At 70.2% G+C, this 12,198-nt stretch carries 12 protein-coding genes; 2 read left to right on the top strand and 10 right to left on the bottom strand.

What is annotated here, in order from left to right; all coding sequences use genetic code 11:
• Positions 1-98: 98 nt before the first annotated feature.
• Positions 99-1,577, bottom strand: a complete 1,479-nt coding sequence (locus tag CLV43_RS04760; RefSeq protein WP_106185658.1) for a S10 family peptidase — start codon at positions 1,575-1,577, stop codon at positions 99-101.
• Positions 1,578-1,607: 30 nt separating this feature from the next.
• On the opposite strand from CLV43_RS04760, the gene CLV43_RS04755 reads away from it, so the two are divergent.
• Both CLV43_RS04755 and CLV43_RS47600 read left to right on the top strand, forming a co-directional pair.
• The gene (locus CLV43_RS04755; protein WP_106186028.1) at positions 1,608-2,300 is read left to right on the top strand and encodes a uracil-DNA glycosylase; all 693 of its coding nucleotides are present in this window, start codon (positions 1,608-1,610) and stop codon (positions 2,298-2,300) included.
• Between the two features lie 57 nt (positions 2,301-2,357).
• Complete coding sequence (locus CLV43_RS47600) at positions 2,358-2,519, top strand: hypothetical protein (protein ID WP_170155682.1); 162 nt, start codon at positions 2,358-2,360, stop codon at positions 2,517-2,519.
• A gap of 200 nt (positions 2,520-2,719) precedes the next feature.
• Here CLV43_RS47600 and CLV43_RS04750 read toward each other — a convergent pair whose 3' ends face one another.
• The 9 genes from CLV43_RS04750 to CLV43_RS04705 all read right to left on the bottom strand — a co-directional run bounded on the left by CLV43_RS04750 (position 2,720) and on the right by CLV43_RS04705 (position 12,193).
• Entirely contained in the window at positions 2,720-3,715 is a 996-nt protein-coding gene (locus CLV43_RS04750; protein WP_106185657.1) for an ABC transporter ATP-binding protein, read from the bottom strand.
• Positions 3,708-4,691, bottom strand: a complete 984-nt coding sequence (locus CLV43_RS04745) for an ABC transporter ATP-binding protein (RefSeq protein WP_106185656.1) — start codon at positions 4,689-4,691, stop codon at positions 3,708-3,710. Before CLV43_RS04745 ends, CLV43_RS04750 begins: the two co-directional genes overlap by 8 nt.
• An 11-nt stretch (positions 4,692-4,702) precedes the next feature.
• Positions 4,703-5,674 carry an ABC transporter permease gene (locus CLV43_RS04740; protein ID WP_106185655.1) on the bottom strand — a complete coding sequence of 324 codons (972 nt, stop codon included), beginning with the start codon at positions 5,672-5,674 and terminating at the stop codon, positions 4,703-4,705.
• The gene (locus CLV43_RS04735) at positions 5,667-6,599 is read right to left on the bottom strand and encodes an ABC transporter permease (RefSeq protein ID WP_106185654.1); all 933 of its coding nucleotides are present in this window, start codon (positions 6,597-6,599) and stop codon (positions 5,667-5,669) included. Before CLV43_RS04735 ends, CLV43_RS04740 begins: the two co-directional genes overlap by 8 nt.
• A 103-nt stretch (positions 6,600-6,702) precedes the next feature.
• Positions 6,703-8,271 carry a peptide ABC transporter substrate-binding protein gene (locus CLV43_RS04730; RefSeq protein WP_245886122.1) on the bottom strand — a complete coding sequence of 523 codons (1,569 nt, stop codon included), beginning with the start codon at positions 8,269-8,271 and terminating at the stop codon, positions 6,703-6,705.
• A gap of 211 nt (positions 8,272-8,482) precedes the next feature.
• Positions 8,483-9,436, bottom strand: a complete 954-nt coding sequence (locus CLV43_RS04725; RefSeq protein WP_106185652.1) for a Ppx/GppA phosphatase family protein — start codon at positions 9,434-9,436, stop codon at positions 8,483-8,485.
• 116 nt (positions 9,437-9,552) lie between these two features.
• Positions 9,553-10,881 carry a lytic transglycosylase domain-containing protein gene (locus CLV43_RS46985; RefSeq protein ID WP_245886121.1) on the bottom strand — a complete coding sequence of 443 codons (1,329 nt, stop codon included), beginning with the start codon at positions 10,879-10,881 and terminating at the stop codon, positions 9,553-9,555.
• A gap of 284 nt (positions 10,882-11,165) precedes the next feature.
• Positions 11,166-11,693 carry a DUF501 domain-containing protein gene (locus tag CLV43_RS04710; RefSeq protein ID WP_106185650.1) on the bottom strand — a complete coding sequence of 176 codons (528 nt, stop codon included), beginning with the start codon at positions 11,691-11,693 and terminating at the stop codon, positions 11,166-11,168.
• Entirely contained in the window at positions 11,690-12,193 is a 504-nt protein-coding gene (locus CLV43_RS04705) for an FtsB family cell division protein (RefSeq protein WP_245886120.1), read from the bottom strand. The genes CLV43_RS04710 and CLV43_RS04705 overlap by 4 nt, the downstream gene beginning before the upstream one ends.
• Positions 12,194-12,198: the final 5 nt, after the last annotated feature.

The following is a 12,198-nucleotide window of genomic DNA, read 5'->3' as shown; positions in this document are numbered from 1 at the left end:
CGGCCCGGACGTCCGGTTCGACCGGACGCGTGAACGGCCCCGGCGTTCGCTGGAACGCCGGGGCCGCTCGTGATCCTGGTGCGGTCAGAGGCTGGTGGTCAGCGGTTCGAGGCGGACTTCACGAAGTCGGCCAGGTCCTTCGACTGCTGCACCCGCGAAGGCTCGTGGACGTACATCATGTGCCCCGCCGGGTAGTACGCCGACTCGATGTTGGCGCGCAACTCCTCCGGGATGGCCAGGTGGGCGAGCACGTGTTCGGCGGCGTAGTAGGCGGTCGCGCCGTCGTGGTAGCCGAAGGCGACGTGCACCTTGAGGTGGGGGTTGGCGCGCATGGCGGCGGCCAGCTTGCGGGTGACGGTGACGTGCTTGCCCTCGAACTCCTTGTACGACCACGGGTGCACGGAGCGGGAGATGATCTCGTACGGGAGGTCGTTGGAGTACTCCAGCTCGGCGCGCACGTAGTGGTTGAGCGCGGCCGTGTACGGGCCGAGGATGGCGGAGTAGGAGGCGTCCTCGGACATGTTCTCGAGGCCGTAGTCGGTGTCCCAGCCGGAGAAGCGGCCGTCGAGCCTGCCGACGACCTTGCGCTCGGAGCGCAGCAGCTCGGTGAAGAACCGGATGTGCTCGACGCGCAGGTCGACCCGGTCCACGAAGTCCTCCGACAGCCCGGTCAGCGCGGCCAGCCTGGTGACGGTGGACGCGCGTTCGTCGGCGGTCAGCCGGTGGCCGCGGGCGAGGGCCCACGGGTAGTCGCGGGAGGCGAACTCCTCGGCCTCGGCGAGGACCTCGTCGAGCGGGCGGTCGCCGTGCAGGCCGTGGTAGTGGGCGATCGCGGCGTAGGTCGGCAGGAACAGCGCGTAGGCCACGTCGTTGTTGTCGTTGAAGTCGAGCGTGGTGAAGTCGAGCACCGACGAGATCAGCATCAGGCCGTTGAGGTACATGCCGTACCGGGACTGCAGGTGCTCGGCCAGGCCCGCCGCGCGCAGCGTGCCGTACGACTCGCCCGCGAGGAACTTCGGCGACATCCACCGGCCGTTGCGCGACGTCCACAGCCGGATCACTTCTCCGACGGAGTCGATGTCGCCCTGGAAACCGTGGTGCTGGCTCGGGTTCTCGCCCTTGACGGCGCGGGAGTAGCCGGTCGACACGGGGTCGATGAACACCAGGTCGCTGTGGGCCAGCAGGGTCTCGGCGTTGTCGACCAGCTCGTACGGCGGGGGCGCCATCTCGCCGACGTCGCCGCTGACGACGCGCCGCGGCCCGAGCAGGCCGAGGTGCAGCCACACGCTGGACGAGCCGGGCCCGCCGTTGAACGCGAACGTCACCGGCCGCGTCTTCGGGTCGGCCCCGTCGAGCGTGTAGGCGGTGACGAACACCTCGGCCTTCGGCTGGTGGCCGTCGAACTTGCCGTCGGTGGTCACCTCCTGCCGCAGCACGACGCGGCCGGTCGTGGTGGTGTAGTTCAGCTTGCGGCGCTTGACGGTGATGCTGTGCTGGGCGCTGACGAGGTCGTCGGAAGGGATGTCCTTCTCGTCCTTCGACTCGTCGGAGTTCTCGCCGGTGTCCTTGTCGGTCATGGTCGAACCCTACTTTCGGGGAGGAGTGCGGTGCTCGGACTCGCCGAACTCGACGCGGAGGTCACGTCCTGCCGGGCGTGTCCACGGCTGGTGGAGTGGCGTGAGGAGGTCGCGCGGGTGAAACGCGCCTCCTTCCGCGACCAGGACTACTGGGGCCGCCCCGTCCCCGGCTTCGGCCCCGCCGACGCCCACCTCGCCATCGTCGGCCTCGCACCGGCCGCCCACGGCGCCAACCGGACCGGCCGCATGTTCACCGGCGACCGCTCCGGCGACTTCCTCTACGCCGCCCTGCACGCCGTCGGCCTAGCCTCCCAGCCCACCGCCGACCACCTCGGCGACGGCCTCGAGCTGTACGGCACCCGCATCACCGCCCCGGTCAAGTGCGCCCCACCCGAGAACAAGCCCACCCCGCAGGAACGCGACACCTGCCGCCCCTGGCTGGTCCGCGAACTCGCCCTCCTCCGCCCGACGCTGCGCTCGATCGTCGTCCTCGGCGGCTTCGGCTGGCAGGCCCTCCTCCCCGTCCTCGCCGCCCACTGGGAACTCCCCACCCCACGCCCGAAGTTCGGCCACGGGGTGGAGGTGGTGCTGGCCGCGCGCGACGGCGGGGTGCCGTTGCACGTGTTCGGGTGCTTCCACGTGAGCCAGCAGAACACGTTCACGGGGAGGTTGACGCAGGAGATGGTGCGGGAGGTGCTGAAGCGGGCGGCGGAGGTGGGATGAGCCGTTCACGCGTCCGGTCGAACCGGACGTCCGGGCCGTAACGCGACACCCGCGCCGGTGACGTTCAACGTCACCGTCCTGGGTGTCGGCGCGTTGTTCGGGCTGGCCGGGGTGGTGTCGGGGCGCAAGGCCGGGCATCAGGGGGCGACAGCGTTGAGCGGTACGGCGTTGACGGTGGCCGTGCTGGTCGTCGTGTACTTCCTCGCGGGAGGTAGCTAGGCCACGTATGCAGGCGGGTACCGCGTGGAAACGCGGTACCCGCCTGCCCGCGGCCGTGTCGACGCCCCGCGCGGTGGTTGTCCAAAGCGGCTGCCGCGGGTCGAGATCGCCGTGTGCGCGGGTGGGCCACCGGTGACGGAGGCTCACCCGCGAGCGCTGGAGGCGGCCCGTGACAAGAAAACCCGAGCAGCCCCCGCGGGTCACACCACCGTCCGCTCCTCCGCGAAGTGACAAGCGCTGGGGTGGTCGCCCACGCGGGTGGTGAGGGCTGGTTCGTCGGTGGCGCAGATGTCCTGGGCCTTCCAGCAGCGGGTGCGGAAGTGGCAGCCGGAAGGGGGGTTGATGGGGGAGGGGACGTCGCCGGTGAGGCGGATGACGTCGCGGCGGCCGCGTTGGGTGGGGTCGGGGACGGGGACGGCGGAGAGGAGGGCCTGGGTGTAGGGGTGGGTGGGGCGTTCGTAGATCTGGTCCTCGGTGCCGATCTCGACGACCTTGCCCAGGTACATGACGGCGACGCGGTCGGACAGGTGGCGGACCACGGACAGGTCGTGGGCGATGAAGACGTAGGACAGGCCGAGGTCGGACTGGAGCTCGCCGAGGAGGTTCATGACCTGGGCCTGGATGGAGACGTCCAAAGCGGACACCGGTTCGTCGCAGACGATCACCTTGGGGCGCAGGGCGAGTGCGCGGGCGATGCCGATGCGCTGGCGCTGCCCACCGGAGAACTGGTGCGGGTAGCGGTTGATGTGCTCGGGGTTCAGGCCGACGGTGTCCAGGAGCTCCTGGACCTTCTTGCGCCGCGAGCCCTTGGGCGCCACGTCGGTGTGGATCTCGAACGGTTCGCCGACGATGTCGCCGACGGTCATCCGCGGGTTGAGCGAGGTGTACGGGTCCTGGAGCACGATCTGGATGTCGCGCCGCAGCCGCCGCAGCTCGGCGCCCCGCATGGCGAAGATGTCGCGGCCCTCGAACCTGGCGGTCCCGGAGGTGGGCGGTTCGAGGCGCATGAGCACCTGGGCCAAAGTGGACTTCCCGCAGCCGGACTCCCCCACCACGCCGAGGGTCTCGCCCTTGGCCAACGAGAAGGAGACGCCGTCGACGGCCTTGACCTGGCCGATGGTGCGCTTGAACAGCACGCCGACGCGGACCGGGAAGTGCTTGACGAGGTCGACGACCTCGAGGATCGGCTCAGCCACGGCTGACGACCTCCTCGGCGAAGTGGCACGCGCTGGTGCGGTCCAGCCCGAGGCGGTGGTCCGCGGGGACCTCGGTGGCGCAGCGGTCGACCGCGCGCGGGCACCGGGGGTGGAAGGGGCAGCCCGACGGGATGTGGGTGAGGCTCGGCGGGAGGCCCTTGATCGTCTTGAGCTCCTGGCCCTTGAGGTCGAGGCGCGGCAACGACTCCAGCAGCGACTCGGTGTAGGGGTGGCCGGGTGCGCGGAAGAGCTGGAACACGTCGGCGTGCTCGACGATGCGACCGGCGTACATCACGGCGATGCGGTCGGCCACGTCCGCGACGACACCGAGGTCGTGGGTGATCAGGATGAGCCCCATGTCCCGCTCCTGCTGGATCTCCCGCAGCAGGTCCATGATCTGGGCCTGCACGGTGACGTCCAGCGCGGTGGTGGGCTCGTCGGCGATCAGCATCTCCGGGTCGAGCGCCAGCGACATCGCGATCATCGCGCGCTGCCGCATGCCGCCGGAGAACTGGTGCGGGTACTCGCGCACCCGGTTGGCGGCGTTGGGGATCTTCACCAGGTCCAGCAGCTCGACGGCGCGGGCGCGGGCGTCCTTGCGGCTCATGCCGCGCCGCACCCGCAGCTGCTCCTCGATCTGGAACCCCACGGTGAACACGGGGTTCAGCGCGGACAGCGCGTCCTGGAAGATCATCGCGATGCCGTCGCCGCGCACCTCGCGGCGGCGTTCCTCGCTCGCGGCCAGCAGGTCCTCGCCGTGGAAGCGGATCGCGCCCCTGGTCACCACCGCGGGCGGCGTGTCCAGGATGCCCATGATCGTCTGGGCGGTCACGCTCTTGCCCGACCCCGACTCCCCGAGCACGGCGACGGTCTCGCCCGCGTCGACGTGGTAGCCGACCCCGTTGAGCACCTTCGCGACGCCGTCGCGGGTGCGGAACTCCACGTGGAGGTCCTCGACCTCCAGCAGTGCGGTCACGGTCGGAACTCCTATCGCGACTTGGGGTCGAGGGCGTCGCGCACGGCGTCGCCCAGCATGACGAAGGCCAGCACGGTGATCGTCACGAACCCGGCGGGGAACAGCAGCATGTGCGGCGCCGCCTGGAAGTAGTCGCGGGACTCGCTGATCATCACGCCCCAGGACACCACCGGCGGGCGCAGGCCGATGCCGAGGAACGCGAGCGTGGCCTCCGCGCCGATGAACGCGCCGAGCGCGATCGTCGCGTAGACCATGACCGGCGCGACCGTGTTCGGCAGCAGGTGGCGGAAGACGATCCGCAACGGGCTCGCGCCCAGGCCGCGGGCGGCCTTCACGTAGTCCTGCTGCTTGGCCACGAGCGTCGCGGACCGCATGATCCGCATCGCGACCGGCCAGGACAGCACGGCGATGGAGAACACGACCTGGGTGATGATCCGCACCGCGCTGGGGTTCTCGGTGGGGGTGTTGAACGTGGTCAGGATGACGATCGCGCCCAGCACGAACGGGACGCCCGCGAAGATGTCGCCGAACCGGGAGAGCACGCTGTCGACCCAGCTCTTGGCGTACCCGGCGAAGATCCCGACCACCGAGCCGATCAGCACGGTCAGGATCGTCGAGAACAGCCCGACGAGCAGCGATCCCCTGGCACCGTGGATTGCCCGCGCGTACACGTCGTAGCCCTGCACGTCGTAGCCGAACCACGCGTCGGCGGACGGCGTCTTCAGGTAGTTGTCCAGGTTGCCGTAGCGCGGGTCGACCGAGGTGAACAGCGTGGGGAACGCGGCCATCAGCACCACGATGAAGATGATCACCAGCGAGATGACGAACGTGGGCTTGCGGCGCAGCTCGCGCCACGCGTCGCTCCACAGGCTGCGGGGCTTGTTCTGCCCCTGCCCGGAGTCGACGTGGCTGAGGTCGCCGACGCCCGCCGCCGCGGCCTGTTCCAGTCCCGAGCCGCTCGACGCGGCACCTGGGTCACTCATAGCGGATCCTCGGGTCGAGTACGGCGTAGAGGAGGTCGACGATGAGGCTCATCAGCAGGTACACCAGCACCAGGAGCGTGACGATGCCGGTGACCATCACGCCCTCCTTCTCCTGGATGCCGCGGAAGATCAGACCGCCGATGCCGTTGATGTTGAACACGCCCTCGGTCACGATCGCGCCGCCCATCAGGCTGCCGAGGTCGGTGCCCAGGAACGTGATCACCGGGATCAGCGAGTTGCGCAGCAGGTGCACGCCGACGACGCGGCTGTTCGGCTGCCCCTTGGCGATGGCCGTGCGGACGTAGTCGGCGCGGCGGTTCTCGGCGATGCCGCCCCTGGTCAGCCGGGCCACGTAGGCCATCGACAGGCTGCCCAGGACGAAGCCGGGCAGGATCAGCTGGCCGATCGACGGGTCGGCGGTGTCCACGCCGGTGTCCATCAGGTCCAGCCCCTGCGGGCCGAGGTAGAGGCGCAGCACGAAACCGGTGACGAACACCGGGAGCGAGATCAGGAACAGCGTCGACACCAGCACGAGGTTGTCCAGGAAGCCCTGCTTGCGCAGTCCGGTCAGCACACCGGCGGTGACGCCGATGATCCCCTCGATCAGCAGGGCGATGACCGCGAGCTTCACCGTCGTCGGGTACGCGGTCGAGATCTGCTCGCCGACCGAGATGCCGGAGAACGTGTCGCCGAAGTCACCGGTGAGCAGGTTCCCCATGTACTTCAGGTACTGCAGCACCAGCGGGTCGTCGAAGTTGAACTTGTCGCTCATCGCCGAGATGTAGGAGTCCGGGCAGGGTCGCTGTCCGCACTTGCCCGCGAACGGGTCCTGCGGGATGGCCCAGACGAGCGCGTAGATGATGAACGTGGTGCCGAGGAACACCGGTATCAGCTGCAGGAGGCGTCGCAGCACGTAGCGACCCATGCGTGGAGCTCCCTTTGCGGTGGTGGGAAGGGAATGGCGAACCGGCGCGGCTCCGCGCGGCCGGTAGGGGCCGCGCGGAGCCGTCCGGTGTCGCGGTGCGGGGTCAGCCCTTGACGCGGAACGACGCCAGGTCGGCGTCGCGGGAGAACGTCAGCTTGGCGGCGGTCAGGTTCTTCGAGAACCCGCCGATGCCCTTCTCCGCCCACACCGGGATGGACGGGAGGTCCTTCGCCAGCAGCTTGTGGGCTTCCTGGTACTCCTTGATCGCCGCGCCCTTGTCCGCGGTGGAGTCCGCCTTGGCCAGCAGCGCGTCGACGGCCGGGTTGGAGTAGACGGTGTCGTTGGACGAGCCGCCGGTCCGGTACAACGGGTTCAGGAAGTTCTCGATCGACGGGTAGTCGGCGCTCCAGTCGGACCGGCTCAGACCGGTGAGCTGGTGGCCGTCCACGATCTGGCGGAACGCGCCGAAGTTGGTCGCCCCCACGAACTCGCACTCCACGCCCAGCGCCTGCTTGATGCTGTTGCAGGCCGCCTCCAGCGGCTCCTTGCGGCCACCGTCCGCGTTGGACTGGATGGTGAGCTTGCCGGTGAAGCCGGACTTCGTGAAGTACTCCTTGGCCTTGGCCGCGTCGTACTTGCAGAACTCGCCGCAGACGCCGGGCTCGTAGCCCTCGATGCCCGGCGGCACCCAGCCGTCGACCGGCGTGTAGGAGTCGGCCAGCACGGTCTTGGTGATCTGCTCGCGGTTGATCGCCAGCGAGATCGCCTTGCGCAGGTCGAGGTTGTTGTACCCCGCCACGTAGGAGGGGACGCCGATGGTGCTGATGCCGAGCAGGTTCGCGTTGAGCACCCGGTCACCGAGGTCGGCCTTGTGCTTGCCACCGATCTTGGCCGACGGCGGCAGCGCCTCCATGAAGTCCAGCTTGCCCGCGACCAGGTCCTGGTAAGCGGTCTCCTGGCTGGAGTAGATCTTGATGTCCAGGGTCTTGAAGTGGACCTTGTCCTCGCCCTTGTAGTCGTCGAAGCGCTCCAGCTTGATCGACGCGTTGGGCGTGCGGGACACGAACTTCAGCGGGCCGTTGCCGATCGGCTTCGCCTCGAACGCCTTGGGGTCGGTGAAGAACACGTCGGGCAGCGGGGAGAACGGGTGGTAGCCGAGCTGGCTGGTGAAGACCGAGAACGCGCCCTTCAGCGTCACCTTGAACTCGTAGTCGCCGACCACCTCCAGGCCGGACATCTTGTCCGTGGCGGGCTTCGCGGCCTCGTCGGCCGGGTGCACGTCGTCGTAGCCCTGGATCTGGGCGAAGAAGCTGCCCGCCTGCTGGGCGTTCGGGGAGTAGGCCGCGTAGTTCCAGGCGTCGACGAAGTTCTTCGCCTTCACCTCGGTGCCGTCGTGGAACTTCCAACCGCTCTTGATCTTGATGTCGTACACCTTGGCGTCGCTCGACGTGATCGACTCCGCCATCAGGTTCGACGTGCTGCCGTCCTCGGGCTTGAACGCGACCAGCCGCGAGTACAGGCCGTCGACGGCCTTGGAACCACCCGCCTCCGTCGTGTCACCGGGCAGCAGCGCGCTCTTCGGCTCGGTGCCGTAGATGGACACCGTGCCGTCCGGGTTCTCCCCGGCCGCGCTGTCCTTGGCGCCGCCGCCACCGCAGGCCGTGAGGGTCATGACGAGCGCCACCGGCAGCGCAAGCCATGAAACCGAGCGTGATCCTGACATCGATCCTCCCGCCTTCATCGGCGCTCCCGAGGTAGGCGGAAGCGCCGCACCCCCCGAAGGGTGGGTCCCAGAACGTGAGGGGCACGGTAACCGGACCGTGTTGCGGGGCACCGAATAGGACAGTCACGAACACGTCACGACTAATACCAGTTACCAGAGTTCACGACAGCGCGAACGCGATGCCGTCCAGGATGTCGTGCTCGCTCGCGACCAGCTCGGTGATGCCGGTGTGCGCGGCGAGGTGGTCGGCGATCGTGCGCACGACCAGCGCCCCGCCGATGATCACGTCGACCCGGCCTGGGTGCATCGCGCCGATCGCCGCGCGCTCGTCGTGGGTCGTGGTGAGCAGCCTGCCGGTGATCTCCCTGACCCGGTCGAGCGACAGCCTGGCCAGGTGGATCTCGTCCGGGTCGTACTCCTGGTGGTCCTTCGCGATGGCCACCAGGGTCGTCACGGTGCCCGCGACGCCGATCCACGTGCGGGCCTTGGCGACCGGCACGGCGTCGAACGCGTGCCCCAGCGCCTCGCCCGCGACCCGGACCGCCTCCTCGGCCTCCGCGGCGGTCGGCGGGTCGGACCGCAGGCAGCGCTCGGTCAGCCGCACGCAGCCGACGTCGACCGACCGCGCCGCCTCGACGGTGCCGCGCACGCCGTCCCACCCGCCCAGCACCAGCTCGGTCGACCCGCCGCCGACGTCGGAGACCAGGAACGGCCCGTCGTCGGGGTCGAGGTCGGCCACGGCGCCGGTGAACGACAGGCGCGCCTCCTCGTCACCGGTGATCACCTCGGCCTCGACGCCCAGCACCTCGCGGGTCATCGCGAAGAACTCGTCGCGGTTGGCCGCGTCGCGGGTCGCCGACGTCGCGACCATCCGCACCCGCTCGGTCCCCTTGCGCCGCAGCACCGCGCTGTAGTCGAGCAGCGCCGCGCGCGTGCGGGCGATGGCCTCCGGGGCCAGCACACCGGTGGCGTCCACGCCCTGGCCGAGCCGGACGACGCGCATCTCCCGGTGGACGTCGCGCAGCCACCGGCTCCCGTCGTCGCCGTTGGTCACGTCGGCCACCAGCAGGCGGATCGAGTTCGTCCCGCAGTCGATCGCGGCCACCCGTGCCATCGTCAGTCCTCCTCGTCGCGAATCCCCTCGTGAGGACGGTAGCGACCGCACTGGGCCGGACACGACTGAGGGGAACCCGGCAGGCCGGGTTCCCCTCAGTCGTGCGGAGCTCGGGCCTAGGACGGCTTCATCGACGACGAGGCGGCGACGCTGCTCGCGGCCGCCGACGACGAGCCGTTGGCCCCCACCGGCGGGGTCGTGGTCGTCGTCGTGGTGGTCGTGGTCGTCGTCGGCGTCGGGCAGCCGGGCGGCACCGTGGTCGTGGTGGCCGGCGTCGTCGTCGTGGTCGACGTGGTCGTCGTCGTGCCGCTGGTCGTGGTCGTCGTGGTGGTCGTCGTCGGCGTCGGGCAGTTCGGCAACGTCACCGTGGTGCGGGTGGTGCTGGTCGTGGAGGTCGTCGTCGTGGTCTTCGACGTGGTCGTCGTGGTGGTGCTGCTCGACGTCGGGACCGGCGGGTTGGAGCTGGAGCTGCCGGGGTTCGTCGGGTCACCGCCCGTCGGGGTGTCCTCGTACACCGGCGAGGTGTAGTCGGAGTCCGAGCCGGTGATGTCCGGCAGCGCGTCCACGCCCTGGGCGTACTGGATCGCCCACGCCATCACCGTCGCGACGTACTCGTTCGACTGGTTGTAGCGGAAGATCGCCTGGGCCCGCTGGGCCGAGTTGCTCATGTCGCCGCCCGCGGCGCACAGGTAGTTGCCCGCGCCGATCGTGGCGTCGTAGATGTTGTTCGGGTTGCTCTCGCCGTCGCCGTTGCCGTCGGCCGCGTACCCCGCCCACGTGCCGGGGATGAACTGCATCGGGCCGACCGCGCGGTCCCACGTCGTGTCGCCGTCGTACTTGCCGCCGTCGGTGTCGTGGATGGCGGCGAAGCCCTGGCCGTTGAGCACCGGGCCGAGGATGGACGGGCTGGCGTTGCCCTTCGCGTCGACCTTGCCGCCGCGGGCGTGGTTGGACTCGATGCGGCCGATGCTCGCCAGCAGCGACCACTCCATGTGGCAGCCGGGCTTGGTCTCGGCCAGCCGGTCCTCGGCCTTCATGTACGCGTCCAGCATCACGCCGGGGATGCCGAGCTGCCCCTCGGGCAGGTCGTCGAACGGGTTCAGGCCGCCGGTGAGCGACCCGAGGTCGTCCGGGTCGGCCAGGAACAGCGCGTTCAGCTCGTCGGCCTCGGGGAGCCTGCCGCCCGCGCCGAGCTCGTCGTCGGAGCCGCCGCGCGTGCGCATCGCGCTCAGCACGTCACCGGGGCCGGGGGCCTGCGCGGAGATGTCCGAACGACCGGCGACGTCGACCCAGTCGAAGCCGCCCGTCCCGGTCAGCAGCGCCGGGGTCAGCATCGCGCAGGTCACCGTGGCGGCGATCCCCCACTGGCGCGGGGTCAGCGTCCCCGAACCGGCGACGACCCTTCTCGCCTTGCGCTTGCGGCCCCGTTTTTTCGGCACTGCCACGAACACTCACTCCCTGAGCCTCATCGCACCCCACCGGAACCGGCCCGGTGAGGCACATCACGCTCTGCCCCGACGTCCACCCTGCCTCATTGACATCGCGGTGTCACGAGAAGCAGTTACCCAAGTCGCACAACTTTGTCCAACGAACCGGCGGTGAAGAGGGTGCGCGGCCGGTTTTTCACGGTTGACGGCGAGCAAGGGCATGGGTTGTCCGGCGGGCACCCGTTCGGCGCAACCCCTTGCACCCCAGGTCATCCGGCGGGACCAGCCCTCGCGGCCGCGGACTACGCGGAGGCGGGGTCCCCCGCGTCCGGTGCCCCGGCGCCGGTTCCCGCCGCAGCGCAGTCGCCGCTGGGCCACAGCTCCGCCAACCGGTCCAGCGCCTCGTCGCCGAACGGGTTCACGCCGCGGCCGACGGCCAGCGAGTGGGCGACGTGGACGTGCAGGCACTTGACCCGGTCCGGCATCCCGCCCGCGGTGACCTTCGTCCCCAGCGACTCGATCGCGTCCCGCTCGGCCAGGTACGCCTCGTGCGCCCGCAGGTAGGCCGCCGCCAGCTCGGGCTCCTCGGCCAGCCGCTCGGTCATCTCGCGCATCAGGCCGGAGCCCTCCAGCGTGCTGACCGACGAGTTCAGCCGCGAGCACGTCAGGTAGTACAGCGTGGGGAACGGCGTGCCGTCCTCCAGCCGCGGGTTCGTCTGCACGACGGAGGCGTGCCCGCTGGGGCAGCGGGCCGCGATCCGGCGCATCCCGCGCGGCGCCCGGCCGAGCTGGGAGGCGACGAAGTCGCGGTCCTCCTGGGTGATCGTCATTTCTTCGCCACCGACTGCCACAGCTGCTCGTACCAAGACGTGTCCTCGGCCGGCGCCTTGGCCGGCCTCTCCTCTTCGGGTGTGCGCTCCGCGTCGCCGGGGAGCTGGACGATGTAGGGCGTCTCGCCGGGCCGCACGTAGTGCAGCCGCTTGCGGGCCTCGGCCTCGACCTGCGCCGGGTCGTTGAGCTCGGCCTGCCGCTGCTCCAGCTTCGCGACCTCGATCGCGAGCTGGCCCTGCTGGGCGGTGACCTGGCGCAGCTCGTCGCGCTGGGCGAGGTAGGTCCGCAGCGGCACCGCGATGCTCAGCGCGAGGGCGCACAGCACCATCGCGAGCAGCGCGGCGCGGCGGGTGCCGGACATGCCGAACGCGCCGCCGGTGCCGGCACCCGCACGGGTACGGGCGCGGCTCGGCGACGCGGGACGGCGCGCGCGGTCAGGCCGGGCCGCGGGCGGACTCGCCGTCCGCCTGCGGCGCCGGTCCCGATCGGCTTCGGGCATCGGGC

The sequence above is a fragment of the Umezawaea tangerina genome (assembly GCF_003002815.1).
GTDB lineage: Bacteria > Actinomycetota > Actinomycetes > Mycobacteriales > Pseudonocardiaceae > Umezawaea > Umezawaea tangerina.
The sequence above is the reverse complement of the archived record's forward strand: the minus strand, read 5'-3'. Positions and strand labels throughout refer to the sequence as shown.